At 60.0% G+C, this 26,314-nt stretch carries 29 protein-coding genes and 1 pseudogene; 17 read left to right on the plus strand and 13 right to left on the minus strand.

Annotated features, from left to right (window positions below):
• The first annotated feature begins 7 nt into the window (after positions 1-7).
• The 4 genes from folK to ACPDZI_RS17615 all read left to right on the plus strand — a co-directional run bounded on the left by folK (position 8) and on the right by ACPDZI_RS17615 (position 3,870).
• Positions 8-517, plus strand: a complete 510-nt coding sequence (gene folK / locus ACPDZI_RS17600) for a 2-amino-4-hydroxy-6-hydroxymethyldihydropteridine diphosphokinase (RefSeq protein WP_438834591.1) — start codon at positions 8-10, stop codon at positions 515-517.
• Complete coding sequence (gene panB, locus ACPDZI_RS17605; RefSeq protein WP_226032312.1) at positions 514-1,308, plus strand: 3-methyl-2-oxobutanoate hydroxymethyltransferase; 795 nt, start codon at positions 514-516, stop codon at positions 1,306-1,308. The genes folK and panB overlap by 4 nt, the downstream gene beginning before the upstream one ends.
• A 187-nt stretch (positions 1,309-1,495) precedes the next feature.
• Positions 1,496-2,350, plus strand: a complete 855-nt coding sequence (panC, locus tag ACPDZI_RS17610) for a pantoate--beta-alanine ligase (protein WP_263681170.1) — start codon at positions 1,496-1,498, stop codon at positions 2,348-2,350.
• Positions 2,351-2,502: 152 nt separating this feature from the next.
• The gene (locus ACPDZI_RS17615; RefSeq protein ID WP_438834592.1) at positions 2,503-3,870 is read left to right on the plus strand and encodes a cation:dicarboxylate symporter family transporter; all 1,368 of its coding nucleotides are present in this window, start codon (positions 2,503-2,505) and stop codon (positions 3,868-3,870) included.
• A gap of 63 nt (positions 3,871-3,933) precedes the next feature.
• On the opposite strand, the gene ACPDZI_RS17620 is transcribed toward ACPDZI_RS17615, so the two are convergent.
• The 8 genes from ACPDZI_RS17620 to hpt form a co-directional block, all read right to left on the minus strand.
• A complete protein-coding gene (locus ACPDZI_RS17620; protein WP_438833556.1) occupies positions 3,934-4,461 on the minus strand; it encodes a rhodanese-like domain-containing protein in 528 nt (175 codons plus the stop codon).
• Between the two features lies 1 nt (position 4,462).
• Entirely contained in the window at positions 4,463-4,885 is a 423-nt protein-coding gene (locus tag ACPDZI_RS17625; protein ID WP_408756090.1) for a MauE/DoxX family redox-associated membrane protein, read from the minus strand.
• A 62-nt stretch (positions 4,886-4,947) separates the two neighbouring features.
• Entirely contained in the window at positions 4,948-5,208 is a 261-nt protein-coding gene (locus tag ACPDZI_RS17630) for a DUF3343 domain-containing protein (protein ID WP_146061091.1), read from the minus strand.
• Positions 5,205-5,987 carry an acyl-CoA dehydratase activase gene (locus tag ACPDZI_RS17635; RefSeq protein ID WP_408756091.1) on the minus strand — a complete coding sequence of 261 codons (783 nt, stop codon included), beginning with the start codon at positions 5,985-5,987 and terminating at the stop codon, positions 5,205-5,207. The genes ACPDZI_RS17630 and ACPDZI_RS17635 overlap by 4 nt, the downstream gene beginning before the upstream one ends.
• 9 nt (positions 5,988-5,996) lie before the next feature.
• Entirely contained in the window at positions 5,997-7,148 is a 1,152-nt protein-coding gene (locus ACPDZI_RS17640) for a double-cubane-cluster-containing anaerobic reductase (protein ID WP_408756092.1), read from the minus strand.
• Between the two features lie 234 nt (positions 7,149-7,382).
• Positions 7,383-8,156 carry an ABC transporter permease gene (locus tag ACPDZI_RS17645; protein WP_017411025.1) on the minus strand — a complete coding sequence of 258 codons (774 nt, stop codon included), beginning with the start codon at positions 8,154-8,156 and terminating at the stop codon, positions 7,383-7,385.
• Positions 8,153-9,070 (minus strand): ABC transporter ATP-binding protein, encoded by a 918-nt coding sequence (locus ACPDZI_RS17650; RefSeq protein ID WP_201887076.1) that lies wholly within the window; start codon positions 9,068-9,070, stop codon positions 8,153-8,155. Before ACPDZI_RS17650 ends, ACPDZI_RS17645 begins: the two co-directional genes overlap by 4 nt.
• A gap of 111 nt (positions 9,071-9,181) precedes the next feature.
• The gene (gene hpt, locus ACPDZI_RS17655) at positions 9,182-9,712 is read right to left on the minus strand and encodes a hypoxanthine phosphoribosyltransferase (protein ID WP_011707288.1); all 531 of its coding nucleotides are present in this window, start codon (positions 9,710-9,712) and stop codon (positions 9,182-9,184) included.
• 200 nt (positions 9,713-9,912) lie between these two features.
• Between hpt and ACPDZI_RS17660 the strand changes: the two genes are divergently transcribed.
• On the plus strand, positions 9,913-10,527 hold the full coding sequence (locus tag ACPDZI_RS17660) for a TetR/AcrR family transcriptional regulator (RefSeq protein WP_011707289.1): 615 nt from the start codon (positions 9,913-9,915) through the stop codon (positions 10,525-10,527).
• A 74-nt stretch (positions 10,528-10,601) separates the two neighbouring features.
• Here ACPDZI_RS17660 and ACPDZI_RS17665 read toward each other — a convergent pair whose 3' ends face one another.
• Both ACPDZI_RS17665 and mpl read right to left on the minus strand, forming a co-directional pair.
• Positions 10,602-11,213 carry a flavin prenyltransferase UbiX gene (locus ACPDZI_RS17665; RefSeq protein WP_045789054.1) on the minus strand — a complete coding sequence of 204 codons (612 nt, stop codon included), beginning with the start codon at positions 11,211-11,213 and terminating at the stop codon, positions 10,602-10,604.
• Positions 11,210-12,580 (minus strand): UDP-N-acetylmuramate:L-alanyl-gamma-D-glutamyl-meso-diaminopimelate ligase, encoded by a 1,371-nt coding sequence (mpl, locus tag ACPDZI_RS17670; RefSeq protein WP_438833557.1) that lies wholly within the window; start codon positions 12,578-12,580, stop codon positions 11,210-11,212. The genes ACPDZI_RS17665 and mpl overlap by 4 nt, the downstream gene beginning before the upstream one ends.
• 179 nt (positions 12,581-12,759) lie before the next feature.
• Here mpl and ppa point away from each other — a divergent pair, with 179 nt between their 5' ends.
• Complete coding sequence (ppa, locus tag ACPDZI_RS17675; protein ID WP_011707292.1) at positions 12,760-13,290, plus strand: inorganic diphosphatase; 531 nt, start codon at positions 12,760-12,762, stop codon at positions 13,288-13,290.
• Between the two features lie 25 nt (positions 13,291-13,315).
• Here ppa and ACPDZI_RS17680 read toward each other — a convergent pair whose 3' ends face one another.
• Entirely contained in the window at positions 13,316-13,678 is a 363-nt protein-coding gene (locus ACPDZI_RS17680; RefSeq protein WP_378010782.1) for a hypothetical protein, read from the minus strand.
• A 124-nt stretch (positions 13,679-13,802) separates the two neighbouring features.
• On the opposite strand from ACPDZI_RS17680, the gene ACPDZI_RS17685 reads away from it, so the two are divergent.
• The 11 genes and pseudogenes from ACPDZI_RS17685 (at position 13,803) to ACPDZI_RS17735 (ending at position 23,302) form a co-directional block, all read left to right on the plus strand.
• On the plus strand, positions 13,803-14,681 hold the full coding sequence (locus ACPDZI_RS17685) for a hypothetical protein (RefSeq protein ID WP_045789053.1): 879 nt from the start codon (positions 13,803-13,805) through the stop codon (positions 14,679-14,681).
• A gap of 252 nt (positions 14,682-14,933) precedes the next feature.
• On the plus strand, positions 14,934-15,476 hold the full coding sequence (locus ACPDZI_RS17690; RefSeq protein WP_011707296.1) for a YtfJ family protein: 543 nt from the start codon (positions 14,934-14,936) through the stop codon (positions 15,474-15,476).
• Between the two features lie 44 nt (positions 15,477-15,520).
• Complete coding sequence (locus ACPDZI_RS17695) at positions 15,521-15,811, plus strand: hypothetical protein (RefSeq protein WP_438833558.1); 291 nt, start codon at positions 15,521-15,523, stop codon at positions 15,809-15,811.
• 35 nt (positions 15,812-15,846) lie between these two features.
• Complete coding sequence (locus ACPDZI_RS17700; protein WP_438833559.1) at positions 15,847-16,461, plus strand: DUF2796 domain-containing protein; 615 nt, start codon at positions 15,847-15,849, stop codon at positions 16,459-16,461.
• A gap of 4 nt (positions 16,462-16,465) precedes the next feature.
• Positions 16,466-17,155: an ABC transporter ATP-binding protein gene (locus tag ACPDZI_RS17705; protein WP_171279668.1), complete on the plus strand. Its 690-nt coding sequence runs from the start codon at positions 16,466-16,468 to the stop codon at positions 17,153-17,155.
• A complete protein-coding gene (locus tag ACPDZI_RS17710) occupies positions 17,149-18,396 on the plus strand; it encodes an ABC transporter permease (RefSeq protein WP_011707300.1) in 1,248 nt (415 codons plus the stop codon). Before ACPDZI_RS17705 ends, ACPDZI_RS17710 begins: the two co-directional genes overlap by 7 nt.
• Before the next feature lie 28 nt (positions 18,397-18,424).
• Positions 18,425-18,903: pseudogene (locus ACPDZI_RS17715) on the plus strand (DUF3299 domain-containing protein).
• Positions 18,904-19,042: 139 nt separating this feature from the next.
• Entirely contained in the window at positions 19,043-19,909 is an 867-nt protein-coding gene (locus ACPDZI_RS17720) for a TIGR03899 family protein (RefSeq protein ID WP_016351904.1), read from the plus strand.
• 787 nt (positions 19,910-20,696) lie between these two features.
• Positions 20,697-21,095 (plus strand): hypothetical protein, encoded by a 399-nt coding sequence (locus ACPDZI_RS17725; RefSeq protein ID WP_089503669.1) that lies wholly within the window; start codon positions 20,697-20,699, stop codon positions 21,093-21,095.
• Positions 21,096-21,266: 171 nt separating this feature from the next.
• Entirely contained in the window at positions 21,267-22,154 is an 888-nt protein-coding gene (locus ACPDZI_RS17730; RefSeq protein ID WP_438833560.1) for an alpha/beta hydrolase family protein, read from the plus strand.
• A gap of 440 nt (positions 22,155-22,594) precedes the next feature.
• A complete protein-coding gene (locus ACPDZI_RS17735; protein ID WP_139399242.1) occupies positions 22,595-23,302 on the plus strand; it encodes a phospholipase D-like domain-containing protein in 708 nt (235 codons plus the stop codon).
• 462 nt (positions 23,303-23,764) lie between these two features.
• Here ACPDZI_RS17735 and cysC read toward each other — a convergent pair whose 3' ends face one another.
• Positions 23,765-24,355, minus strand: a complete 591-nt coding sequence (gene cysC, locus ACPDZI_RS17740; RefSeq protein WP_438833561.1) for an adenylyl-sulfate kinase — start codon at positions 24,353-24,355, stop codon at positions 23,765-23,767.
• A gap of 233 nt (positions 24,356-24,588) precedes the next feature.
• Positions 24,589-26,313 carry an SLC13 family permease gene (locus ACPDZI_RS17745; RefSeq protein ID WP_438833562.1) on the minus strand — a complete coding sequence of 575 codons (1,725 nt, stop codon included), beginning with the start codon at positions 26,311-26,313 and terminating at the stop codon, positions 24,589-24,591.
• Between the last annotated feature and the right edge of the window lies 1 nt (position 26,314).

Raw genomic sequence — 26,314 nt, forward strand, 5'->3', positions numbered from 1 at the left:
TGACGTGATGACAGAGGTCTTCATCGCCATTGGTTCCAACCTGTCTGACCCGCTCGGTCAGGCTCGTCGCGCCGTCGCCGCCCTGGCAAGGTTGCCGGAATCCGTGCTGGTGCAGGCCTCGTCGTTTTACAGCAGCCGCCCCATGGGCCCTGCTGATCAGCCGGACTACGTCAATGCCGTGGCCCGGCTCAACACCCGGCTGACGCCGCTGGCGCTGCTGGATGAACTACAAAGCATCGAGCTGGAACAAGGACGTGTGCGCAAGGATGAGCGATGGGGGCCGCGGACCCTGGATCTCGATCTGCTGCTGTTTGGCGATCAGGTCATCAGGCATGAACGCCTCATCGTTCCCCATTACGGCATGAAGGAGCGGGAGTTCGTGCTGCTGCCCCTGGCCGAGATTGCACCCGCTCTGGTACTGCCTTGCGGCACCCCACTCGCAGAACTGGTTGCCCGCTGCCCGCACAATGATCTCGCCATCATTGCCACCGGAGCAGACGAACAGGAGCCTCTATGAGCAAGATCACCACCACCAACCTGCTGAAGATGAAGCAGGAAGGCCAACGAATCACCGCCATCACCGCCTATGATGCCACCTTTGCCAAGCTGTTCGACGACGAGGGCGCCCACGTGCTGCTCATCGGCGACTCGCTGGGCATGGTGTTGCAGGGGGGTCAGGATACCCTGGGCGTCAGCATGGATGAGATGGTCTATCACACCCGTTGCGTGGTGCGCGGCACCACCAATGCTCTGGTGGTGACCGACATGCCGTTCATGAGCTATGCCACCCCGGAGCAGACCTATCAGAACGCTGCCCGGCTGATGGCAGCCGGAGCCCGCATGGTGAAGATGGAAGGGGGCGACTGGCTGTGCGACTCCATCCGCCACCTGACCCGCAACGGCGTGCCGGTGTGTGGCCACCTCGGCCTCACTCCGCAATCCGTGCACGTATTCGGCGGCTTCAAGGTGCAGGGGCGCGACGAGTTCCAGGCCCAGGAGATCTACCGTCAGGCCCTCGAACTGCAGGCTGCCGGTATCCAGTTGCTGGTGCTCGAGTGCGTGCCCACTTCGCTGGCCGAGCGCATCAGCAAGGCGCTGCGCATTCCGGTGATCGGCATCGGTGCCGGCCCCGTTACCGACGGCCAGATCCTGGTGATGCACGATGCCTTCGGCATCACCTCCGGCTATGTGCCCAAGTTCACCAAGAACTTCCTGGCCGAGACCGGCGACATGCGTGCCGCCATCCGGCTCTATGTGAAGCAGGTGAGCGAAGGGACCTTCCCCGGCCCGGAGCACTGCTTCAACTGATCCGATAGCGTGACGAGAGCGGGGGCCTGCGCCCCCGCTTCGCCCTCTGGTACTGACTGAGCAACCCGTCTCTTGATGATTCATCCCAAGGTGACCTGTCGATGATACTGACCGTTGCCACTCCTCTCTTACCCATGCGGGCCCATACCGCCCGTCTCTCTTTGATCTTTTCGAAGGTGAACTGCTGATGTTGGTCGTTAACAATCCCGCCGCTCTGCGTGAACAGATCGGCCAATGGCGCCGTGACGGGCTCACAATCGCATTCGTGCCCACCATGGGCAATCTGCATCAGGGCCACCTGACCCTGGTGAAGGAGGCGCACAGCCACGCCGAGAAGGTGGTGGTCAGCATCTTCGTCAACCCGATGCAGTTCGACAAGGCCGAGGATCTCGCCAACTACCCGCGCACCTTGGAACAGGACTGCGCCGCGCTGGAAACGGCCGGGGTAGACATGGTATTCACGCCGACGCCGGAGATCATGTATCCGCAGGGGCTGGCCAGCCACACCTTCGTCGAGGTGCCGGGCCTCTCCGGTCTGCTGGAAGGGGCGCTGCGCCCGGGTCATTTCCGCGGCGTCAGCACCGTGGTCACCAAGCTGTTCAATCTGGTACAGCCGGATGTGGCCTGCTTCGGCCAGAAGGATTTCCAGCAGCTGGCGCTCATTCGCAAGATGGTGACCGACATGGCAATGCCCATCCAGATCGTCGGCGTGCCCACCGTGCGAGCCGAGGACGGGCTGGCGCTCTCCTCGCGCAACGGCTACCTGACCGCCGCAGAGCGGGCCTTGGCCCCCGAGCTGGCGCACACCATGAACTGGATCGCCGAGCAGATCGAAGCGGGTGATCACCACCTGCCCTCCCTGGTGGCCCAGGCCAGCCAGCGCCTCGACAACGCCGGTTTTCGGACCGACGCCATCGACATCGTCGATGCCGCCAACCTCGAGGCTGCTACCGACGAGAGCGAGCAGCTGGTGATCCTGATGGCGGCGTATCTCGGCAAGGCCCGTCTTATCGACAACCGCGTCGTCACCGTAAAGAAGTAATTCCCCCGATTGTCAGCGGACGCCTTCCCGGGCGTCCGCTGCTTTTTCACGCCTGCACTCTCCTGCATCCCGGCGTTTTGTTCTGCGGCCCTGCCCGCATTCCCCTTCGTCTCAATCCACTTTCGGCCTGATGGCCGCTACAGGTATTCATGATGTTTGTCCTGATTGCATCGCTTGTTTTCTGTCTGCTCTGCTTTGCTCTCACCCGGTTGCCCACCGGGTTGCCGCTCTCGCGCAAGGTGCTTGCGGGCCTGCTGTTTGGCACCCTGTTCGGGCTGGCTCTGCAACTGGGCTGGGGCGCCGATGATGCTGGCGTCCAGCAGACCCTGGAGTGGGTCAATATCGTCGGCGGCGGCTATGTCAGCCTGCTCAAGGTGGTGATGATGCCGCTGGTGTTCACCTCGATCCTCTCCGCCATCAACAAGCTGGAGCAGGCCCAGTCCCTCGGCAAGATCAGCACAGTGCTGATCGGCTCCATGCTGACCCTGGTGATGATTGCCGGTATGGTGGGGATGACGGTGACCCATCTGAGTGGCCTCACTGCCGAGGGGCTGCTGAGCCACGGCAGCGACACGGCTGCGCTGCAACAGAGCATGAGCACCATCGACAGTGCCCAGACCCTGCCGGCCCTGCTGCTCTCGCTGGTGCCCACCAACTTTGCCGCCGACATGGCGGGTAGCCGCGGCCTCTCGGTGATCGGCGTGGTTATCTTCACCGTGCTGGCCGGGGTTGCCCTGTTGCAGCTCAAGGCGGAGCATCCGGAGGCTGGTGCTCGCGCTGCCGTGGCCATCGACACCCTGCAACTGTGGGTGATGAAGATGGTGCGGGTGGTGATTGCACTCACCCCCTATGGCGTAATGGCGCTGATTGCCCGGGTGGTGGCTCACTATCCGTTGAGCGAGATCCTCAGCCTGCTCGGCTTTATTCTGGTCTGCTACGTCGCCATTCTGGCGATGTTTGCGGTACACATGGTGATCCTGCTGCTGATCGGCCAGAACCCGCTGCACTACCTGCGGGAAGTGTGGGGCGTGCTCACCTTCGCCTTTATCTCCCGCAGCAGCGCGGCTTCCATCCCGCTCAGCATCGAGACCCAGCAGCGTCTTGGCGTGCCCTCCAGCATCGCCAACTTTGCCGCCTCGTTCGGTGCTAATCTGGGTCAGAACGGCTGCGCCGGCATCTATCCGGCCATGATGGTGGCGATGATTGCCCCCATGCTCGGCATCAACCCGTTTGACCCCCTGTTCCTGCTCACCCTGCTGCCGGTGATTGCGCTGGGCTCCATCGGGGTGGCAGGCGTAGGCGGTGGCGGTACCTTCGCCGCGCTGATCGTGCTCTCCACCCTCAACTTCCCCATCGCACTGGTGGGGGTGATGATCGCCATCGAACCGCTGGTGGACATGGGCCGTACCGCTCTCAACGTCAACGGCTCCATCATGGCGGCCATGATCACCAAGCGCCTGCTTGGCCAACAGGCGCAGAGCGATGTCGCGGAAGGTGAAGCGTCCCGAGTAGCCAGCTGACAGCAAGCATTGAAATGAGAGAAGCCCGCAGTTGCGGGCTTCTTTTTGGGGCGAAAGGTCGGATTACTCGGCCGTGATGGGGTAACCGGCCCCTTTCCAGGCGAAGATGCCGCCCGGCACCCGATAGACCTGCTGATAGCCCTGAGTGACTGCCCAGGCGGCTCCGTTGTGACTGCGACCGCACTTGACGAAGCCGCAATAGAACACCACCGGGCGGGTCTTGTCGTCCCCCAGCAGGGCCAGCAGCTGTTCGGGCGTGCCGCTCCCCTCGATGATCTGGCTCCAGTCATCGCCGGACTTGGCCTCCTTCACGAAGGCAAAATTCTTGGCCCCCTGGATGTGCTCCTTCTTGTAGGAGTCCTCGAACGGCATGGTGTCGATGATCACCAGCGCCTCGCCTTTATCCATCCGGGTTTTCAGCTCGGCCACGGTCAGCAGCTGATAGCCCCCCTGCTGGGTCTCCTGCGAAAGCTGTACCGCCGCCTGCTCCAGCTTGGTCTCCTGCTCGAACTGGTTGTCGCCACAGCCACCGAGGGCAAAGCTGGCCGCAATCAACGAGGCCATCAGGGTGCGGGATTGCAATCTCATCATGTCACTGCTCCTTTGAAACGGTCAAAACGGGGCGGGAGTGGCGCAGCAAGGCGCCCGCAAGCGTCAACAGCAGCAGATCCCGCAAGAGCGCCTGTGGCAGCAAGCTGAGATCAGCCCTGCCAAGACAGCCGCAAGAGATGTCGAGCCCGATGGCGATGCCATAGCCCAACACCGGAATAAACAGGGCCAAGAGGGCCACCACCAACCAGAGCCCCCAGCGCCGGTTGGCGATCACCGCAAGCCCGGCACAGAACTCCAGCCCGATAAGCCCCCAGACGGCAAGAGGAATGAACGGCGACCAGAGCAGGCCGAAGGCGCTGATCTGCTCGGCGAACAGCTCCGGCGCCACCAGCTTGAACCCGGCGGAAGCGACGAAGAATCCCCCCAGCGCCAACCTGGCCAACACCCGCAGATAAACGGCCATGGGATAGCTCTTTATCATCCATGCCCCCCACTGCCAACTCCCCGAGCAGGCGTCACCATGCCCTAGCCGGCGGCTGGGTAACGGGCCAGTTCGCAATACTCACCGTCTTCGTCACAACGAAAGACGGCGGCGGTTTCGCCGCGCTGGCACCACTGCTGCCACTCCTCGGACGGGCAGTGCAGGCGGATGGCGAGGCCGCAGCCGGCGCTGAGCCGGCGCGGTACGTCGCAGACCCGAAAGGCGTGGGGCTGCTGCTCCAGCCGCTTGCGCAGCCTGACCGTGCCGAGGGTGGAGTGGAACAGATAGAGGAACTCTGCGTTCATGACTTGCCTCCCGTGCGGGCACGCGCACCGAACAGGGCCGCCCCCAGCGCACCGGCAAACTGGGCGTCCGGGTGGGTGGCCACTTCGCAGCCCAATCCTTGCGCCAGATAGTGGCGGAAGGTGGCGCAGTGGCTGACGCCACCGGTAAAGAGCACTGTCGGTCTGGCACCGAGGCGGCCGATGAAGTTGGCACTGCGCCGGGCCATGGCGCGGACGATGCCGGCCAGGATCGACTCGGCGGGAATGCCCGCCGAGCGCAGGCTGATCGCCTCCGACTCGGCAAACACGGTGCACATGCTGCTGATGTCGTGGGGCTCGGCCCCTTGCAGCAGCTCGTCGAGCTGTTCGACCCGCGCCCCCAGGGTGCGGGTGATCACCTCGAGAAAGCGGCCGGTGCCGGCGGCGCACTTGTCGTTCATCAAAAAGTCGGTGAGGTTGCCCTCGCCATCGAGCTGGATCACCTTGCTGTCCTGGCCACCGATGTCGATGACGGTGTGCACCGACGGGCAGAGCAGACGCGCCCCCAGCCCGTGGCAAGAGATCTCGGTGACCCGCCGATCGGCGAACGACGCCAGATCCCGGCCATAACCGGTCAGGGTCAGATGGGGGCGCTCTGGCAAATTGGCCGAGAGCGTCTCCCAGCCTTGCTCGATGGCGGCCAGCGGACGAAAGGGGGTCGGCACCAGAAAGCGGCGGACGATGCGCCCGCTGTCCCTGTGGTCGAACAGGATCCCCTTGGTCGCGGTGGAGCCCGAGTCAATCCCGATGGTGAGTGACACGGCGCCTCCTCACAGCATTTCGATAAAGGCGGCCAGCCGGGTGGCCAGTTGTCCCTTGTCGGCGCTGGAGTAGTCGGTCTCCACCGCCATGTAGGGGATGCCGTGGCGCTCGCGCACGTGGCGCTTGATGGCGAGCGACTCCACCGCATAGGTGTGACAGGCCTGCAGGATCACGTCGATCACCCCGTCCGCCTGATACTCCTCCACCATCTGGCTCAGCAGATTCATGCGCTGGTGGTTGGGGGAGATGCAGGAGCAGCCGATGGCCAGATACTTGTCGGTCAGCGCATCGAACAGGTCGCCCTCCTCGCTGACGCACTGCTCGGTCGCCTTGGCGCCCGTGCAGTTCTCGTAACCCACCACCCAACCGCCGTGCTCCTCGATAAGGCGCACCACCTTGTCAGCGGCGCCGCCGATGGGGCAGCCGGTGATGAGGATGCGCGGGCGGGCATCGAGCCGCTTGCCGTCGGCGTACTCGGCCTTGATGCGGCGGGTCATCTCCTGCAGCTCGCCGATGAGCTGCTCCTTGTCGAAGCGGAAGGTGGCACCATAAACCACCTTGAGCAGATCGGTGCCGCTCAGCGCCGGCGGATTGAGCTGGCCCAGCCGGTAGAAGTCGGCCAGCGCGCGGCGCTCGCGGTTTTTCAGCACGATGGCGTCGCGCAGCGCCTGCTCGCTGATGGGGTTGCCGAACTGCTGCTCCAGCAACGCCTTGAAGCGGACGATTTCGCTGCGCCACAGGGTGCGGGAGGCCTCGTCATCGGCGCGGTTGGGCAGCTGCATCACGTGCACCGGTTTAAACTCGGCCATGTACTCGTACATCTTCTTCTTGCCGTCGCAGGTGGTTTCCCCCACCACCAGATCGGAGAAGTAGAAGTAGGGGCACTTGTCGGTCTTGCCGAAACCGTAGCTGCTCTTGATCAGCGGGCAGAGGTTGCGGGGCAAGTCTTTCTCGGCCTCCTCGATGGTCTCGTCGCTGGTGGAGCAGAGCGATACCACCACGGCGCCGGCGGCCATCGCCACCTCGTGCGGCATGAAAGTGCAGTAGGTGCCGACCAGGGGGATCTGTCGCTCCTTGAGTGCCATCACGGCCAGAAAACCCTGACGGCGGGCATCTGAAAAACTGTCGAAAATGGCTGGCAACTCGGTGATCAGTGACATAGGCGATCCTGCCCTGGTGAGAAAAAGAAGAGACGGAGGGCCTCCATTGTGCAGACCTTCCAACCGCGGGAATTATACCTTTGGGGGTAATCTGAAAATTGCGGTGGATCACAAGGTGCCGGATAAAACCTTGATAAGAAGGCGGTTATTGACCCTGTTCGAGAAGGAGCCAGCGCAGGAGAGGTAAAAGCGGCGACAAAGAAACGGACACCCTAGGGTGCCCGTTGCATTCAATCAGTGGCGCAGCCCGGTGCCGCGCGAGATGAGCCACCAGGCCAGGCCGTAGAGGGCTACGATGAAGCCGATGATGATGAGGTAGGCGGTGCCGAGCGGCACGTCGGAGATACCGAGGAAGCCGTAACGGAACGCGTTCACCATGTAGATGATCGGGTTCACCTGGGAGACTCCCTGCCAGAAGGGTGGCAACAGGCTGATGGAGTAGAACACCCCGCCCAGGTAGGTGAGCGGCGTCAGCACGAAGGTGGGGATGATGCTTATATCGTCGAAGGTCTTGGCAAACACCGCGTTGATGAGGCCGCCCAGCGAGAAGAGGATGGCGGTCAGCAGCACGGTGAAGCAGACGCTGAACAGGTGGTGGATCTGCAGCGGCACAAAGAACAGCGACACCAGGGTGACGATGAGACCGACGCAGAGTCCACGCGCCACGCCACCGCCCACGTAGCCGGCGATGATGACGTAGTTGGGCACAGGCGCCACCAGCAGCTCCTCGACGTTGCGCTGGAACTTGGCGCTGAAGAAGGAGGAGGCGACGTTAGAGTAGGAGTTGGTGATCACCGACATCATGATGAGGCCGGGCACGATGAACTCCATGTAGGTGAAGCCGCCCATATCACCGATACGCGAACCGATCAGGTTGCCGAAGATGACGAAGTAGAGGCTCATGGTGATGGCGGGCGGCACCAGGGTCTGGATCCAGATCCGGGTGAAGCGGCTGATCTCCTTGGCCAGAATGCTCTTGAAGGCGATGTAGTAAGTGGTCAGGTTCATGCTTTTCTCCCCTCCTCGACCAGGGTGACGAACAGCTCTTCCAGCCGGTTGGCCTTGTTGCGCATGCTCAGTACCTGCACCTGCTGGTGTGACAGCTGCTCGAACAGGCTGTTGAGCGACTGGCTCTTGTCCAGATCCACCTCCAGGGTGCGTTCGTCCTGCATCCGGCCGTTGAACTCGGGCACGTTCGGCACGGCGGAGCCCGGCGCCAGATCCAGCATGAAGGTCTCGCGGCCCAGCTTGCCCAGCAGATTCTTCATGCTGGTGTTCTCGATCAGGCGGCCCTTGTCGATGATGCCGATGTTGCGGCACAGCATCTCGGCCTCTTCCAGATAGTGGGTGGTGAGGATGATGGTGACACCCTGCTCGTTGAGATCCTTGAGGAAACTCCACATGGAACGGCGGATCTCGATATCCACCCCGGCGGTCGGCTCATCGAGGATCAACAGCCTGGGCTCGTGCATCAGGGCGCGAGCGATCATCAGCCGGCGCTTCATGCCGCCGGAGAGAGTGCGGGCCGGCATGTCGCGCTTGTCCCACAGGTCGAGCTGGCGCAGGTACTTCTCGGCACGGATCTTGGCCTCGGCACGCGGCACGCCATAGAAGCCGGCCTGATGGGTGACTATCTGGATCACCTTCTCGAACTGGCTGAAGTTGAACTCCTGCGGCACCAGCCCGAGCTGGGCCTTGGCCTCTTCCAGGTGAGTGTCGATGTCGTAACCGAACACCTTCACCTTGCCGGCGCTCTTGTTCACCAGCGAGCTGATGATGCCGATGGTGGTGGACTTGCCCGCCCCGTTGGGGCCGAGCAGCGCGAAGAAATCCCCCTGCTTGACGGTGAGATCGATGCCTTTAAGGGCTTCGACGCCCCCCTGATAGGTCTTTTTCAGGCCGCTGATTTCCAGTGCGTTCATTGCAACCCCTGTGATGGCGCATCCCATCTCGAGACAGAAAAGGCGGCCAAGGCCGCCTGCAGACAGAAAATGGCGCTCTGCCACCTCGCCCGTAATATTCCTGAACCTTGCTTACTCTTGCGGTACTACCTTGCCGATGAACTTCAGATTGCGGTACTTCTGGGCATAGTCGATGCCGCAGCCCACCACGAATTCATCGGGAATGGAGAAACCGATCCAGTCTACCGGCACCTGCACTTCGCGGCGGGACGGCTTGTCCAGCAGGGTGCAAATGGCCAGGGATTTCGGCTCGCGCAGAGAGAGGATCTCGCGCACCTTGTTGAGGGTGTAGCCGGTATCGATGATGTCTTCGACGATCACCACGTCCTTCCCTTTGATGTCGTCATCCAGATCCTTGAGGATGCGCACGTCACGGGTGCTGTGCATGCCGGAGCCATAGCTGGAGGCGGTCATAAAATCCAGGGTGATGGGCAGCTGGGTCTGGCGGCACAGGTCGGCCAGGAAGATGCAGGAACCACGCAGCAGGCCGATCATGACCACTTCGTCAGAGCCCTGATAACGGGCGGTGATCTCTTCACCCAATTTGGCGATCCGGGCGGCGACTTCAGCCTCGGAGATCATCACCTCGACAGTGTGTTTCATCACTTACTCCATAATGGCCAAAGCGAATTTGGCCGTTCATTAACGTCAAAACCGATGATTCTACCATTCAAGCCGAAGGGCGTCAGGCATACGTGATGCTTTTATCGGCTTATTTTAATTGATAGAGTTAGCAGGCCCTCGGGCATTATCGGTGACAATACTATAAACACCATAATCAATAACTATTAGATGAAAAAACTATGGAACCACGCGCAGAAATAAGACGTCGAACCCGGCTTTCTCCGGAGGCCCGACGCAATCAATTGATGGAATGTGCCATCGAGGTGTTCTCCCGTCGCGGCATTGGCCGTGCGGGTCACGCCGAAATCGCAGAACAGGCCAAGGTCTCGGTTGCTACCGTGTTCAACTATTTCAACACCCGTGAAGAGCTGGTGGATGAAGTGTTGGCCGAGATCGAACGTTTCGTGCATCAGATGCTGGAACAGGCCTACACCGGCCAGGGCCCGGTCAGCGACAGTATTCGCCGCCACGTGAAGCTGTTTGTCGACGCCGCCTACGATCAGCCTGACCACGCCAGCATCTGGCTGGAGTGGAGCTCATCGGTGCGGGAAGAGGTCTGGCCCCGTTACGCCAAGCTGCTGGACAAGGCACTGGAGCGCATTGCACCCCACCTGCAACGCGCCATGGATGCCGGCGAGATCCAGAGCGTGCTGTCCGCCCAGGACTTGGCCCGCTCCCTGACCGGTTTTGGTTACGTCATGATGCAGATGATCAATCAGCCACAACGCCCTGACCGGGAAGAAGTGACCGATTTTCTGTTCAAGTACGTGACGGCCCCGATCCAGGCAGCCTAACCCGCTCCGTCAAAATAAAGCGGCGCCGAACTGTTCAGGTCGGCGCCGCTTTTGTTTGTCCGCTATCTCTCGTCTCACCCTTTGGCATAGCCCCAGCGGCGAGTCAGATCGTGCTCGATCCCCAGATGGTCGAGGATCCTCGCCACCATGAAGTCCACCAGATCCGCGATACTTTTTGGCTCATGATAGAAGCCCGGTGCCGCCGGCATGATGGTCACCCCGAGCCGCGCCAGTTTCAGCATGTTCTCCAAGTGGATCGCCGAAAAGGGGCTCTCGCGGGGCACCAGGATCAGCTGGCCGCGCTCCTTGATCACCACGTCCGCCGCCCGCTCCAGCAGGTTGTCGGAGGTGCCGTTGGCAATGGCCGAGACGGTACCCATGGAGCAGGGACAGACCACCATCTGTTTGGGCGCCGCCGAACCGGAAGCCACCGGCGAGAACCACTCCTCCTTGCCGCAGGCCACTATCTGCCCCTCGCTGGCGCCATATTGACGACAGAGAAAGGCAGAGAGCTCTTTGGGCGAGCCGGGCCACTCCTGCTGCTGCTCGGTCTTGAGTACCACACGAGCCGCCGAGGAGGCGAGCAGGTAGACCCGATAATCCGCCTGCACCAGGCATTCCAGCAGGCGCAGGGCATAAGGGGCGCCGGAGGCGCCGGTCAGCGCCAGGGTGATCGCTTTGTTCATAGCTGGCCGTGATAGTCCTTGAGGCGGACGATCAGCTTGTCATGAATGCCGCCGAAGCCGCCGTTGCTCATGATCAGAATATGATCGCCATCGCGGCACTCGGCCACCAACCGGTTGATCAGGGTCTCCAGATCGTTGAACACCTTGGCCGGTCGGGTCATGTGGGCGGTCACCTCGCCAAGATCCCAGCCGATGTTGGGCGGCTGGAAGAAGAACACCTCGTCGGCGCCGTCGAAGCAGCCGGCCAGCTCTTCCTTGTGCACTCCCAGCTTCATGGTGTTGGAGCGGGGTTCCAGCACCGCCAGAATGCGGGCCTTGCCCACCTTGGCGCGCAGCCCGCCGAGGGTGGTCTCGATGGCGGTGGGGTGGTGGGCGAAATCGTCATAGACGCTGATGCCGGCTACCTCGCCTTTGAGCTCCATCCGCCGCTTGGGGGATTTGAACTGGCAGAGGGCCGCAATGCCGTGTTCCACCATGACACCAGCATGGCGGGCGGCAGCGATGGCCATCAGGCCATTGTTGACGTTGTGTTCGCCGATGCACTCCCAGTGCACCTCGCCCTGTTTCTCGCCATCCAGCCACACCTCGAAGGCGGAGCCGTCATCGGCCAGCTTGACCGCCTTCCACTTGGCGTCGTCCTGACCCACCAGCTCCACTTCGCTCCAGCAGCCCATCTTGCGCACAGCAGCCAGGTTCTCATCCCCCTTGGGGAAGAGCACCCGGCCATTGCTCGGTACGGTGCGCATCAGGTGGTGGAACTGGCGCTGGATGGCGGCGAGATCCGGGAAGATATCCGCGTGGTCGAACTCCAGGTTGTTCATCACCAGGGTGCGCGGGTGGTAGTGAACGAACTTGGAGCGCTTGTCGAAGAAGGCGCAGTCATACTCGTCCGCTTCGATGACGAAGAAGGGGGCAGAGCCCAAGCGGGCCGAGACCGGGAAGTTGCCCGGCACGCCGCCAATGAGGAAACCGGGCTCCAGCTTGGCGTACTCCAACACCCAGGCCAGCATGCTGGCGGTGGTGGTCTTGCCGTGAGTGCCGGCGACGGCCAGCACCCAGCGATCCTGCAGCACGTGCTCCAGCAGCCACTGGGGGCCGGAGATGTAGGGCAGATTGCGGTCCAGCACATACTCCACACAGGGGTTGCCGCGGCTCATGGCATTGCCGACCACCACCAGATCCGGCGCCGGATCGAGCTGGGAAGGGTCATAGCCTTCGGTCAGTTCGATGCCCTGTTGCTCGAGCTGAGTACTCATGGGGGGATAGACGTTGGCATCCGAACCGGTCACCCGGTAACCAAGCTGTTTTGCCAACACCGCCAGACCACCCATGAAGGTGCCGCAGATCCCGAGGATGTGAATATGCATACCGCTTCCTTTCGCAGTAAAGGGAAGTGCGCATTCTAGCAAGGTGACGGCAATTTGGCAGACCCAAGCTGTGCGGTATCCACCAACTCTGTCGCAGTGGCCCTGAAATATGGTCATTTGACGCGACATCGCTATAATATCGGCCTGCAAACTTGACTCCAACACTCAAAGGAAACGTCATGAGCCTGAACCTGGTCCCGGCTGGCAAGAGCCTGCCCGACGACATCTACGTCATCATCGAAATCCCGCAGAATGCCGACCCGATCAAATACGAAGTCGACAAGGACAGCGGTGCCATCTTCGTTGATCGCTTCATGTCTACCCCGATGTTCTACCCGTGCAACTACGGCTACGTGAATGCCACCCTGTCTCTGGATGGTGATCCGGTCGACGTGCTGGTGCCGACTCCTTACCCGCTGCTGGCCGGCTCCGTCATTCGCTGCCGCCCGGTTGGCGTGCTGAAGATGACCGACGAATCCGGTGAAGATGCCAAGATCGTGGCCGTTCCGCACTCCAAGCTGACCAAGCAGTACGATCACATCAAGGATGTGAACGACCTGCCCGAGCTGCTGCGCGCCCAGATCCAGCACTTCTTCGAGCGCTACAAAGAGCTGGAAGCAGGCAAGTGGGTCAAGGTTGAAGGCTGGGGCGACAAGGCCGCCGCCGAAGCCGAGATCATTAGCTCTGCCGAGCGTTACGCTGCCAAATAAGCGCATCTCCCGTGAAAAAGGCGCCTCAGGGCGCCTTTTTTATGGGCTGTTGCGGGCGCTGACCCGGCGTCACACCGGCAGGATTCCCCTGGATATAGATGTCGCGCCCATCCTGCCGATAGGACCGATAGTAGTCTCCCCCGCAGCGATAGCTGCCATCCTGATCGCTCATCAGCTCGCAGTTCACCGGCAGCACCTCCAGCCACTTGATGGCCTGCTGGAAACGCAGCCACTCCTGCCACTCATGCTCTCGCGCCAGCTTGTCCCGCAGGGCAAAGGTATCGGCGCTGGACATCCCCTGGTTGACGATGACCGGCCCCGCCGCGGCCGGCAAGGTGGCCAACAGCAGCAACAACGGTGTGATTCGCTTCATGACGGTTTCCTGCATGACTTATTTCCAGAATTAAATTAAAAGCCCGATCAATCTGTTATCAAAATCACAGATGCCAGACTCATCCAAAATCGGCCAGCTCACCTAGTTGTTTATTATCACCCCGAGCAGGATGCACATCATGAAACTGGCACAAGGTCTGTTGTTGAGTCTAGTGTTCGCGTCCATGGCCGGGGCCAACGAGGTCACCCTGAGCTGGCAGTGGCAATCGGCCGACGGCCAGCAGAAGCATCTGCTGCTGAACACGGATGAGCGGGTCCTCTCCGCCAGCCGCCACGAGATGAGCCTGCTCGATGCCTCCCTCAACTATCCGCTGGAGACCCTCTACTCCTACATCAGTCCGCGGCTCTACAACAGCATCAATCTGATCAATCAGACCAGCCCCGAGACCGCCACCAAGTTTCGCAATCTGGAGCAGGCCTTCACCCTGCACGACGACAGCATGGAGTCGACCCTGTTCTGGCAGGCCTACCAGCAATATCAGGACGATGCCTTCTATCAGATGCGGGTGGTGCCCTGCGTCCATCCCGCCAATCGCAAGCTGCCATGCGTGCGTCCCAACTATTCGCAGCTGTTCTACCAGTTCAAGGGCGACCTGAGGCCCCTGGCAAAACAGTTCCTGGCCAAGGATCTGGCCACCAGCGTCGGCCTGCTGCAGGAGTGGCTGAGCGGCATTCCTACCCCGCCCGAGCAGATGGACCACTTCGCGCCGCCGCTGCAAGCCTTGCAGAGCAACAAGGCTGACAGCGACGAGAAGGCGCTGCTGATGGCCAGCCTGCTGGCCGAGCTGGCCCCCCAGTACATGCTCAGCATCATCTACCCGAACATCAGCATTGGCAGCGTCTCGCCGGCCTGGCTGGCCATCACCGCCGACAGCGGCCTGAAAGGGGATACCGTGGTGATCGGCAACCAGCGCCACATTCTGCTGACCGGCTCTCCCTTGCTGGCCCAGCAGATGACCATGGCCAAGATCCCGCTGGTGAGCGAACCGCTCTACTGAGCCCTCCCCCTCCAGTCTGGCTGCAGGCCGCAGTCAGACTCCTCAAACCAGTTGATAAGCAATTGATTTTTATCGACTGCGTGCCATCCTAGCCGCCTTTGCCAGCTAGGCCCCGTGCTGACGGGCAGGCAAGCGGGCCAAGCACACGTTTATTTAACACTTCTTAAACAGATCCGATCAGTTTAGGATGAGTACTGCCCCATTCCCTCAATGCAAAAATCGTTATAACATAACAAAAGGAGTGTCATCAGGATGAAACATCTCGTACTTACTCTGGCGCTGCTGCCAACCCTGGCCCTGGCTCACAACATCAAGGAGTCGGCCCAGGTGCCGCTGGTCAACATCAGCGACAAGGGTGAGCTGGTTCTGAAAGAGAAAGAGATCAGCTATCAGCCCTGGCAAAGCAAGGTGCTGGCCGGCAAGGTCTTTCTGATCCAGCACATCGCCGGTCGTTCCAGCGCCAAGGAGCTCAACGCCCCCATGATCGAAGCGATCAAGGCGGCCAAGCTGCCCCACGACAAGTACCAGACCGTCACCATCATCAACAGCAATGACGCTATCTGGGGCACCTCCGGCTTTGTGAAGAGCAGTGCCGAGGACAGCAAGAAGGAATTCCCCTGGTCCGCCATGGTGCTGGATGCCAAGGGCATGGCCCGCAACGCCTGGGATCTGGCGCCGGAAAGCTCGGCCATCATCCTGCTGGACAAAGAGGGCAAGGTGCTGTTTGCCAAAGATGGCCAGCTCGATGCCAACAATATCGCTACCGTGATGGGGCTCATCAAGTCCCATCTCTAAGTCAGAGAGAAGGGGCGCTGATGGCGCCCCTTTGATAGGGGTCTATGGGTCGTACCAAGCTGAAAATCTGGTTGCTGCTGCTGGGCTGGTTGTGGTTGCAACCGGTGCTGGCACAACACCCGCTGGAAGCCGACCTGCCCGGCCACAACCACGCCTGCGTCCTCTGCGCCCTGCATCTGGATGGCAAGCTGGCACTCACCCCAACCCTGGTCATCCCGTCTTCACAAGTGGTCATCGGCACGCTCGTTGATGCCACCTTGCCCACAACTCATGCCACCCCGTCAGGCCAGTGCCGCATTCGCGCGCCGCCACTGCTTCATCGCTTATCCGGCTAAATCCATTTTTCAATAAATTTTTCAAAGGATTAACGATGAAAGCAGTCACCCTGTTACTGGCGGCCGCCGCATTTGGCGTGCAGGCAAACCACGATGAACACGACAGTCACGGCCACGGCGCCCACGAGCACGGCCACGGTCACCTCAATCTGGTGCTCGATGGCAACCAGCTGATGATCGAGTTGCAGGCCCCCGCCGCCGATCTGGTGGGCTTCGAACACGCCGCCAAGAGCGACGAAGAGAAGGCGCAATACGCCAAGGCAGTCGCTCAACTCAAGCAACCCGATGCCCTGTTTCGCTTCGACCCGGCCGCCGGCTGCAAGCTGACCCAGCAGGAGCTGCAGGCCGCCAAGGAAGATCACGACCACGATCATGACCATGACCATGACCATGACCATGACCATGACCATGACCATGACCACCAGAAGTCTGACGGCAAGCACGACGAACACCAGCACGACGATGCCGGTCACGCCGACATGGGCGCCATGTACACCTACACCTGCGCTACCCCGGCCAAGCTGACCGGGCTGGAGGCCACCCTGTTCAGCGTCTATCCGAGCCTGGAGAAGCTGAGCGTGCAGGGTATCCTGCCCAGCGGCCAGACGGCAGCCGAGCTGACCCCCTCCGCCAACAAACTGAACTGGTAACGCCATGAAAAATGCCGTGGTTGAGATCCGCGATCTGGCCTTTGCCTGGCCGGGTCACGAGGTTGTACTCGATCTGCCCGCCCTCACCATCAGCGAGGGGGAGCGGGTGTTCATCAAGGGACCGTCGGGCTCCGGCAAGTCGACCCTGCTCGGCCTGCTGGCCGGGATCCAGACCGCCAACCACGGCACCCTGGAGGTGCTGGGCCAGCCGCTGGCCCGGCTCTCTGGCCGTGCCCGCGACCACTTCCGGGCGGCCAATCTGGGTTACATCTTCCAGCAGTTCAACCTGCTGCCGTTTTTATCCGTGCAGGACAACGTCACCAGCGCCCTCACCTTCTCCCCCGAGAAGCGGGCCCGGCTGCAGGGCAGCCCGGCCGAGGAGGCACGCCGCCTGCTGCGGGAGTTGCAGCTGCCCGAGGAGGCGCTGCACAGGCCCGTCCATGCCCTCAGCATCGGCCAGCAGCAACGGGTGGCCGCCGCCCGCGCGCTGATCGGCTCACCACCACTGGTGATCGCCGACGAACCCACCTCGGCCCTCGATACCGACAACCGGGCCGCCTTCATCAAGCTGTTGTTCGAGGAGTGCGACAAGCAGGGCTCGACCCTGGTCTTCGTCAGCCACGACCCCTACCTCGAACCGCTCTTTCCGCGGGTGGAGAACCTGCAACAACTCAACCGGAGGGCATCATGCTGAAACTCGCCCTGCAAAGCCTCTGGGCCCGCCGCCTCACCGCCGGGCTAACCCTGCTTGCCGTCGCCATCAGCGTCACCCTGCTGCTCGGGGTGGAGCGGGTGCGCAACCAGGCCCGCGAGAGTTTCGCCAATACGGTGTCGGGCACGGATCTCATCGTCGGCGCCCGCTCCGGCCAGGTGAACCTGCTGCTCTACTCGGTGTTTCGCATCGGCAATCCCACCAACAACGTGGGCTGGGATGCCTATCAGGCCATCAAGAACCAGCGCGGCATCGCCTGGACCATCCCGCTTTCACTTGGCGACTCCCACAAGGGGTTTCGCGTGCTTGGCACCAATGGCGACTACTTCACCCACCTGAAGTACGGCCAGCAGCAGGCGCTGGAGTTGCGTGAAGGACGAGCGTTCGACACGCCGTTCGAGGCGGTGCTCGGCGCCCAGGTGGCAGAGAAGCTCGGTTATCATCTGGGGCAGTCCATCGTCATCGCCCACGGTGCCGGCAACACCTCGTTCAGCCAGCACGACAACCTGCCGTTCAAGGTGGTGGGGATCCTGGCACCGACCGGTACCCCCATCGATCGCACCATCCATGTGCCGCTGGCCGGCATTGAGGCGATCCACCTGGGCTGGGACACCGGCCGCCACAGCAAGAACGTGACTGCCGAACAGGCGCTGGCCCAGGATCTCACCCCCAAGACCATCACCGCCTTCATGGTAGGGCTCAGCAACCGGATATTGGCGTTCCAGCTACAGCGCAGCGTCAACACCTACCGGGGCGAGCCGCTGATGGCGATCCTGCCGGGGGCCGCCCTGCAGGAGCTATGGAGCCTGATGAGCGTGGCGGAGACGGCACTGTCGGTGATCGCCGGCTTCGTGGTGGTGGCGGGCCTCATCGGCATGCTGACCACCCTGCTGGCCGGTCTCAACGAGCGGCGCCGGGAGCTCGCCATCTTGCGCTCTCTCGGCGCCGGCCCCGCCCATCTGTTCCTGCTGCTGGCACTGGAGGCGATGGCCCTCACCACCGCCGGCATCGCGCTCGGGGTGGCGGTGCTCTACCTGGGGCAGGGGCTTGCCACCCCCTGGCTGCTCAGCCACTATGGCCTGCAATTGAGCCTGGGGCTGCCAAGCGCCCACGAGTGGCTGCTGCTGGGGCTGGTCTGGCTGGCCGGCATGGTGATCGGCCTGTTGCCCGCGGCCCGCGCTTATCGCTACAGCCTGAGCGATGGCATGAGCATTCGCGTCTAGCCAGGCGCCCATAAAACGAGAAGGACAGATGATGAAGTGGAAAATTGTGGCGCTGCTGGCCGCCCTGCTGACGCTGCCGGCCATGGCCGCCGATTACAAGACCATCGACTGGGATGTGCTCATTCCGGAAGGTGAAAAACTGCTGCCGCCCCCCAAGTGAGCCACGACGGCAATCTTGCCTCGGTGCCGCAACCGGTGGGCGGGGTGAACAAGAAGCTGGACAACCAGGATGTGCGCATTCCGGGCTTTGTAGTGCCGCTGGAAGGGGATGCCAAGAAGATCACCGCCTTCCTGCTGGTGCCCTACTTCGGCGCCTGCATCCATGTGCCGCCCCCGCCCACCAACCAGGTGGTCTACGTGAGCTACCCCAAGGGAGCACCGGTGGACGACCTGTGGGATGCCATCTGGGTGAAGGGCAAGATGCGCACGGTCAGCTCCAGCCACGAGATGGCCACCGCCTCCTACTCCATGGAGGCGGTCGAGGTCAGCGTCTACGAAGAGCAGTAACCAGGCACACACGGCCTCCCTCGGGAGGCCGTTTCGTTATCCGCGACGACCGGATCCCCGCCGGCCCCTGCCTGAGGGATTGCCCGCCATCCCGGTTGGAGTAACATTTAAGGCTAGACCTTGCGATCACGGAGCCAGCATGGCTGACCTGCCCCCGCCCAAGAAAGAGAGTTCCATCCTAAGCAGCCAGGAGCAGACCCTGCGCCTGGCCCGCAGCCGCGGTATCGACGGCATGCTCACCCGCAACAGCGACAGCACCTTCGAGCAGCGCGCCACCTTTCGCCAGCTGGCGGATCAGGCTGCCCGCCAACGCAACCTGGAAGCCATCATGGTGATGGCCTCTCGCCACTGCGAGGAGACGGCCGCCGGCGGCGAGATGGACAGCGACTGGCTGACCCGCTTCCTGCAACTGGCGGAAGACATCAGCATGGTGCCCATGCAGCAGCTGTGGGGCCGCATCTTCGCCATCGAGGTCGCCACCCCGGGCCGCTTCTCCATCCGGGCGCTCTCCACCCTCAAGGAGATGACCCAGCGCGAGGCCCAGCTGTTCCAGCGCATCTGCTCCCTCTCCTGCCACTACGTGGGCAGCGACGAGCAACGGCTGCTGCTGGGGTTGCACAAGGGGGCCAGCCTGCTCAGCCGCGCCCGGGTGACCCGGCTCGGCCTTGGCAAGTACCGCATCCCCTACAACGCCCTGCTGCAGTTGTTCGAACTCGGCCTGCTGCACCGGGGCGAGCTGGAATCCGGCCCGCTGCCCGCCGACGGAGTGGAGCTGGAGTTCGGCGATCAGCGCTGGCGCCTGCAGCGCAAGCAGGCCAACATCACACTGCTCTACTACCGGCTGACCCCGGTCGGCAACGAGCTCGCCCAGCTGCTGCAGGAGCCGCCGCTGGAAGAGTACCTGCAGGATCTGAAAACCGTGCTGGTGCAGGGGCTGCAGATCGAGACCATGATGCTGACCCCGCCCGCCGGGCCTGAATCTGCTCCGGCCGACCCAGCCCCCTGATCTCCCCTGGAGCCCGCCCTCGGGCTCCGTGGTTTCGCGCATCAGCGCAGCATCTTGCGAAATAGTGGCCTGCCGTTGCCAAAACAGTTCCTGAAATGCAAATACCGTCAGCCCTGGCACCTCATGCCACAGGCTACCCCAGCTCAATGCCGTGACAAGAGGCGTGTGACAAGCTCACCGAGGATCTGGCCCGCCCCTTGCTACCGTCCATTTGCAGGCAGGCAATGAGCGGCAATGGTCAACCAAGCTCCCCCGCTAGCCCGCCGGATCCAGTCACCGGACGGTGCCTGCCAGCTGGACTTGCAGAACGTGCGCTAACAACAAAAAAGATGGGCCCGCCGTCGTCACCGACAGCGGGCCCATTTATCTCCGGTGGGACATGCAGAGTTGACCGGATGGAGACGCCCATACCATCACGGCCCCAACCTTGATGCCCTCGCCCTGCTATCTGTGCTGCGCCTCACTCAACAGCGTGACTGCCCCGCAGTTCATTCCCCGTCCAAATGCGCAGCGAGCATTGAGAAAGTACGGACGCAGGGATCCCCCATCGCCCGACCATCACCCCATGGCAGCTCAATTTATTGATCTTGCCCGAGAAATCACTCACTCCCCCTTCCCTAACCAGCTCCGTTCGGTAACATGGCCATCAGGATCACCTCTTGTCGGAGTCCGCCATGTACCAGACCGGAGCTATATCGCAGGGAAAGCGCAGCAGGCTGGAGGCTGAAATTCAGGGGCGGTAGCCTTGCCTGAATGTTGGGAAGATCACGACCAAAGAGGTAAAAGTTTGAAAAGAAAACCAATAATAAAGCTTTCTCATATTCAAGAAGTTATCAAGTTATTTAATTCAATAAGCCAAGACGCGAGCTTACCTGATTCATATTACGAGATGTCTCGTTATATAAGCTCAACCGAATATGATGAAATGAATTTGTATGAACTTTCTTTTGAGCCATATTTATCTATAGCTAAGCAATGTGACATGAGCTTTTTCGCCCTGTATCGGAGCAAACAACGAATATATCTTGCTCATTGTAACGATGCCGGTCACCCCCCACCTCGATGGGAAGCCCATCCTATCAAATTATCCCAACTTAAGGATATTGAGTTGATGATGTTTTTATTGCGAGATCACGCCTATCAGCTAGTGCTCAGAAACAAGCAAGGTTTAGCCTATGAAATTTAAATAATTCAATATTTCCAAATAGATAAACCGATAAGATTGATAGCATGTGATTACCACATTCTTCTTAGTATCAATCATTAAAAAAACACAACCATCATATTCAACATGAAAGTTCTATTAATATTTTTTGGTTTTCTCTTTTTGACGAGTTCGGTGAACTCTCAGGAGATCATGACTCGCACAGCCAGCAGGGATGATGGTTCGTTTATCTCCTATTATCTTGTCCAACATCTCCATGACACAGATACACTGCTGTTGATCCTGCAAGGCTCTGATTGCAATAGTGTCTTGAAAATAGAGTCCATACTCACCGAGTATAAAAATGTCTGGCCAGAAGCTGATGTGTTGCTAATCGAAAAGTACGGCATTAATCGCAAATTAAAATACAGTAAAGATGCCGAACGCAAGGATTGCCCTGCCCAGTACCTTGAAAAGGACAATCCTGCGCAGCGGGTCGCGGATATCAAAACAGTGCTCGATATCGTTAGAAAAGATGGGCAATACAAGACATTTATCCTCTTGGGCGGCAGTGAAGGTGCCGTTATCGCCAACCGGGTGAGCGCAGATATTGACTCTATCGATGCCACCATCGCATTTAATGGCGGTGGCCGCTGGTTTATCGATGACGTCTCATACAGCATCGCTGCAGAGCATAAAAATCCCGCAGCTGCGAGAAAAGAGATCGACGGTTTTAAAGGGTTTGCCGAACATGTTCTTAACAGCAAGCCCTTTGAACTTGATGTGAGCGGACATGGCTATCATTGGTGGCAGCAGATGCTCTCCATCGATCAGCTTGATACCCTGAAAAACGTAAAATCTCCTTTGCTGGTCATTCAGGGAGGGAGAGACACTTCGGTATCACCTCAAAAAACAGATGAGTTGATGCAGCGTCTTAAAGTCCTCGGGAAAAGCAATATTGAGTATCGGCGTTACAAAACACTGGATCATGGATTGAAAAACAGTGACGGGAAAAGCCAGCGCAAAGAAGTCGTGAGCGATATAAGTATGTGGTTAAGGTCGAAGCTAGGTAACCCAGCCAATACGTCCAGCGGCAACTGATTGAAGTGGGGATAAGCATGCTAGTAAATTGCCTCCTTATACATTGATAAACAGTTTATTAATTTATCTCTCGTCGGAGTCTGCCATAAGCCAGACCAGAGCAACACTCCAGGTAAAAAGCAACATGCTGGAGACTGAAATTCAGAGGCGGTAGCTTCGTCTGATGGGATAGATAAGCAGGTGGTGAGATGCTATGCTTCATTCAATATGGTGACGGTACTGATTTCATTCACTTTTCTGCACTGCGGAAATGGCAGAGCAGAAGATGAATCTCAAACGAGCACGTTAAGATACCAGATATGGAGTCGCAATATCATGATTTAAGATGAATTTATCCGTGGCGGTTACAAGGGAGACTGAGTTATACGGAAGACTCGATTATCTGATTAGCACCACCCTCTATCTAATCACTGTTATGAAAAAAACATGAGAGCACATAGATGAATCTTCACGATTATAAAATTCCAAATGCGGACGGGCCGGACGAAAGCCTTTCCGACTACAGTGGTATTTCCTCAAGCGGAGATGCACATGTCTATTTCAGAAATTTAGAAAAAGAGCTTATTAAACGGATTGATTCCGCAGATGTGGTTCTCGGTTGCATAGCATGGCTTACAAGCGAAAAAATTATTTCAGCCCTATCTAAAAAACAGGCGATTAGTATAATCGTACAAAAAGAGGATTTCTTGAGGCCAGATATTGATGGTAGATCACAATGGAAAAGTTATTTAGCTGGATTGTATTCTAAATTGAAGAATGGGTTAATTCGATACGACGAGGGTCTTCAAGGGACAGCTATCCATATGATGTCTTATTGCGCGGATCCTACTTTAGAATCCGTGCGCTGCGTCGGTAATCATAATAAAGAAAAGAAACCAGCATTTCCTAGAATGCATAACAAATTCCTAATCTTTTGCAAGGTTCCCGATGACGGCCATGAAAATGGGGGTTTCAAGCCTTATGAAGTCTGGACTGGGTCATTCAACTTCACGAAGAATGCTACATGTTCATTTGAAAACGCTGTTGTATTAACAGACCCAAAAATTGTTGATGCTTTTTTCAAAGAGTATGGCCAGATAGCAGCTCTAAGCGAACCGTTGAATTGGTCTAGTGATTGGGTGGAACCGGAGTTTAGAATTGGCTCTTAAAATATCAGCCAGGTAATATCATAACAAGGCCCGCCAAAGGGGCAGCCAAACAGCCCGTCGGTTCTAATAGCGCAGCGTATTCGGACAATCGCGAATAACCCCGCCACGGCATCTGCAAGGATCGGGAAATCCCCTTGTGAGGCTGATATCGGCAGCCTTGAGGTGGCTCTTAGCTCACCGGTGCCACTATAAGCTGGATTTATGGGGTTTCCACTGATAACCCAACTTCTGCTTATAGTGGCTGCTGCCAGCTCATAAGCGCCTGTGGTAGCCAACTGAACGGCCGCCAGGCACTTGTTTTAGGTTCTTCCGATCCAGTGACTGGCAGGCGAGGCGAGCAAAGATGGCCTGAGCTCTTGCGACCCGCGCCTGCTCTCTATTTGCTGCTGGCGGCTTGCTGCCCGAGTGATTACCCAGTTATCGGGATAACAACCCAGCTCCTAAGACGGCGCCACTCAACAACTACAGGTAGTTCCGCTGCCGCAGGGCGGTCAGCAGCTCATCCACCAGCGCTTCCACCGGCTTGCCGGCATTCAGCAGATGGATCTCCGGTTGCTCGGGGGCCTCATAGGCAGAGTCGATACCGGTGAAGTTACGAATCTCACCTGCCCGCGCCTTCTTGTAGAGCCCCTTGGGGTCACGCTCTTCGCACACGCTAAGGGGCGCATCCACAAACACCTCGACGAACTCCCCTTCACCCACGAGATTGCGCACCAGTTGTCGCTCGGCACGGAACGGCGAGATAAAGGCGGTGAGCACGATAAGGCCCGCATCCACCATGAGTTTTGCCACCTCGCCGACCCGGCGGATATTCTCCTGGCGGGCGGCGTCATCGAAGCCGAGATCGCCGCACAGGCCGTGGCGCACATTGTCCCCATCCAGCAGGTAGGTGTGCTTGCCCGAGGCGGCCAGCGCCTGCTCCAGCGCCCCCGCCAGGGTGGACTTGCCCGCCCCGGAGAGTCCGGTGAACCAGATCACCAGGGGTTTTTGCCCCTTCTGCTCGGCCCGGCTCTGTTTGTCGACGGCATGGGCATGCCACACGATATTGCTCATCCAACACTCCTTGATTGGCGCTCACGCCTCAAAACTTAAACTGTCCGGCACCACAGGGAGCCGCCTCGCGATGAGGCGGCAAGGTGCTGATGCCCTGAGATTGCGCATGCAACCCCCCTGATTGGCGCTCACGCCTGGATGCCAGTGCCCTGGCACTCCCCTGCATCATAAGCAGCCTTGATAAAAGCTGCGTTAACATAAGCAGCCCTTAACACATTCCCCGGTATCAGACCTTAAAACGGAAACAGCAGGGGCACCATGACGATCACCCCGATGCTGTAGGCCAGCGAGACCGGCAGGGCTAATTTAAGGTAATCCGGCATCTTGTAGTTGCCCGCCGCATAAACCATCAGATTGGTCTGGTAGCCGTAGGGCAGGATAAAGCTGGAACTCGCTCCGAACAGCACCGCCAGAATGAACGGCATGGTGGAGACGTCCATGCTAAGCGCCAGCTGGAATCCCATGGGGAAGGCCAGGGCCGCGGCGGCGTTGTTGCTCATCAGCTCGGTCAACACCAGAGTAAACAGGTAGATGCCGATAAAGGCGATGATGGGGCTGGCGCCGTTGAACTCCCCCATCAGCCAGTCGGCGATGAGCTTGGCCAGGCCGCTCTTCTCCAGCTGATCGGCGATGGCCAGCGCCCCGCCCACCACCAGCCAGATATCCAGCGGAAAGCGGCGACGGATCTCGTCCAGGGTCAGGATGCGGGAGAGCAGCAGCACCACCAGCATCACCAGCAGCCCCTTGAACAGCGGCACCAGATCGAACACCGACAGCGCCAGCACTCCGAGAAAGCCGCCCACCACGGCGGCGCTGCGCGTGGCATCGAGCCGAGTGGAGGCTTCCAGCCCGCTCACCACCACGAACTCGCGGGAGAGAGACTTGTTGCCCGCAAACTTGGGGCCGGGGGCCAGCAGCAGAGTGTCCCCTGCGTGCAGTTCAATCTGGCCGAGGCCACCGGTGAGCTGGGTCTCGCCGCGGCGCACCGCCAGCACCACCGCATCGAAGTGGGTGCGAAACTCCGCATCCTTGATGGTCTGGCCCACCAGCCGCGAACTGTGGCTGACGATCACCTCCACCAGGTGCTGGCCGTTGAGCCTGTGCTGGCCGTAGAGATCCAGCCCCTTGAGCTCCTGCAGCACGCCGACGCTCTCCACGTCGCCGCAAAACAGCAGCATGTCCCCCTCGTGCAGCTCGTGTTCCGGCTGCACCGGGCAGATCACCTGGTTGCCACGGATGATCTCGGCGAGATAGAGGCTTTTCAGGCTGCGCAGGCCGTTCTCCTTGACGCTGCGCCCGGCCATGGGCGAGCCGGGGCCCACCTTGGCCTCGAGAAAGTAGCCGGATTCGCGGCTCATCTCGGTGTCCTGCTCCGGCAGGTGGCGGGCAAACAGCAGCACGGCGATGAGGCCAGTCAGCAGGGTCCCCGCCCCCACCATAAAGAAGTCGAACATGCCGAGCGGCTTGGCCCCCATCTTGATGAGGAAGCTGTTGACGATGAGGTTGGTGGAGGTGCCGATCAGGGTCAGCACACCGCCAAAGGTCGCCGCGAAGCACATGGGCAACAGCAGCCGTGAGGGCGCATGGTTGGGGTTGCGTTTGACCGCCCCCAGCATGGACGCCACCACGGCGGTGTTGTTGACGAAGGCCGACAGGAAGGCGGTGGAGAACCACACCTTCACCAGCACCTTGTTGAAGGAGCCGGTGCCCACCAGATTCGCGAACCAGCTCATGACCCGGGTCTTTTCCACCGCCAAGGAGACCAGCAGCAACAGCACCAGGGTCAGCAGGGCACTGTTGGTGTAGCCCGCCACCACGGCGTTGATGTCCGCCAGGCCGCTCAGATAGGTGATGAGCACGGCGCCCGAGAAGAGCAGCGCCGGCCGGAGTTTGCCCTGGATCAGCAGGGCGACGAGGGCAGCCAGCAGACCCAGCACCAGGGATTGTTGCCAGGTCATG

Source organism: Aeromonas oralensis (assembly GCF_049665575.1).
In the GTDB taxonomy this organism is placed as follows: domain Bacteria; phylum Pseudomonadota; class Gammaproteobacteria; order Enterobacterales; family Aeromonadaceae; genus Aeromonas; species Aeromonas hydrophila.

Excerpts from the sequence above, each read along its gene's own strand:
- folK (WP_438834591.1), top strand. The coding sequence starts at position 8 with ATGACAGAGGTCTTCATCGCCATTGGTTCCAACCTGTCTGACCCGCTC.
- panB (WP_226032312.1), top strand. The coding sequence starts at position 514 with ATGAGCAAGATCACCACCACCAACCTGCTGAAGATGAAGCAGGAAGGC.
- panC (WP_263681170.1), top strand. The coding sequence starts at position 1,496 with ATGTTGGTCGTTAACAATCCCGCCGCTCTGCGTGAACAGATCGGCCAA.
- ACPDZI_RS17615 (WP_438834592.1), top strand. The coding sequence starts at position 2,503 with ATGTTTGTCCTGATTGCATCGCTTGTTTTCTGTCTGCTCTGCTTTGCT.
- ACPDZI_RS17620 (WP_438833556.1), bottom strand. The coding sequence starts at position 4,461 with ATGATGAGATTGCAATCCCGCACCCTGATGGCCTCGTTGATTGCGGCC.
- ACPDZI_RS17625 (WP_408756090.1), bottom strand. The coding sequence starts at position 4,885 with ATGGCCGTTTATCTGCGGGTGTTGGCCAGGTTGGCGCTGGGGGGATTC.
- ACPDZI_RS17630 (WP_146061091.1), bottom strand. The coding sequence starts at position 5,208 with ATGAACGCAGAGTTCCTCTATCTGTTCCACTCCACCCTCGGCACGGTC.
- ACPDZI_RS17640 (WP_408756092.1), bottom strand. The coding sequence starts at position 7,148 with ATGTCACTGATCACCGAGTTGCCAGCCATTTTCGACAGTTTTTCAGAT.
- ACPDZI_RS17645 (WP_017411025.1), bottom strand. The coding sequence starts at position 8,156 with ATGAACCTGACCACTTACTACATCGCCTTCAAGAGCATTCTGGCCAAG.
- ACPDZI_RS17650 (WP_201887076.1), bottom strand. The coding sequence starts at position 9,070 with ATGAACGCACTGGAAATCAGCGGCCTGAAAAAGACCTATCAGGGGGGC.
- hpt (WP_011707288.1), bottom strand. The coding sequence starts at position 9,712 with ATGAAACACACTGTCGAGGTGATGATCTCCGAGGCTGAAGTCGCCGCC.
- ACPDZI_RS17660 (WP_011707289.1), top strand. The coding sequence starts at position 9,913 with ATGGAACCACGCGCAGAAATAAGACGTCGAACCCGGCTTTCTCCGGAG.
- ACPDZI_RS17665 (WP_045789054.1), bottom strand. The coding sequence starts at position 11,213 with ATGAACAAAGCGATCACCCTGGCGCTGACCGGCGCCTCCGGCGCCCCT.
- mpl (WP_438833557.1), bottom strand. The coding sequence starts at position 12,580 with ATGCATATTCACATCCTCGGGATCTGCGGCACCTTCATGGGTGGTCTG.
- ppa (WP_011707292.1), top strand. The coding sequence starts at position 12,760 with ATGAGCCTGAACCTGGTCCCGGCTGGCAAGAGCCTGCCCGACGACATC.
- ACPDZI_RS17680 (WP_378010782.1), bottom strand. The coding sequence starts at position 13,678 with ATGCAGGAAACCGTCATGAAGCGAATCACACCGTTGTTGCTGCTGTTG.
- ACPDZI_RS17685 (WP_045789053.1), top strand. The coding sequence starts at position 13,803 with ATGAAACTGGCACAAGGTCTGTTGTTGAGTCTAGTGTTCGCGTCCATG.
- ACPDZI_RS17690 (WP_011707296.1), top strand. The coding sequence starts at position 14,934 with ATGAAACATCTCGTACTTACTCTGGCGCTGCTGCCAACCCTGGCCCTG.
- ACPDZI_RS17695 (WP_438833558.1), top strand. The coding sequence starts at position 15,521 with ATGGGTCGTACCAAGCTGAAAATCTGGTTGCTGCTGCTGGGCTGGTTG.
- ACPDZI_RS17700 (WP_438833559.1), top strand. The coding sequence starts at position 15,847 with ATGAAAGCAGTCACCCTGTTACTGGCGGCCGCCGCATTTGGCGTGCAG.
- ACPDZI_RS17705 (WP_171279668.1), top strand. The coding sequence starts at position 16,466 with ATGAAAAATGCCGTGGTTGAGATCCGCGATCTGGCCTTTGCCTGGCCG.
- ACPDZI_RS17710 (WP_011707300.1), top strand. The coding sequence starts at position 17,149 with ATGCTGAAACTCGCCCTGCAAAGCCTCTGGGCCCGCCGCCTCACCGCC.
- ACPDZI_RS17720 (WP_016351904.1), top strand. The coding sequence starts at position 19,043 with ATGGCTGACCTGCCCCCGCCCAAGAAAGAGAGTTCCATCCTAAGCAGC.
- ACPDZI_RS17730 (WP_438833560.1), top strand. The coding sequence starts at position 21,267 with ATGACTCGCACAGCCAGCAGGGATGATGGTTCGTTTATCTCCTATTAT.
- ACPDZI_RS17735 (WP_139399242.1), top strand. The coding sequence starts at position 22,595 with ATGAATCTTCACGATTATAAAATTCCAAATGCGGACGGGCCGGACGAA.
- cysC (WP_438833561.1), bottom strand. The coding sequence starts at position 24,355 with ATGAGCAATATCGTGTGGCATGCCCATGCCGTCGACAAACAGAGCCGG.
- ACPDZI_RS17745 (WP_438833562.1), bottom strand. The coding sequence starts at position 26,313 with ATGACCTGGCAACAATCCCTGGTGCTGGGTCTGCTGGCTGCCCTCGTC.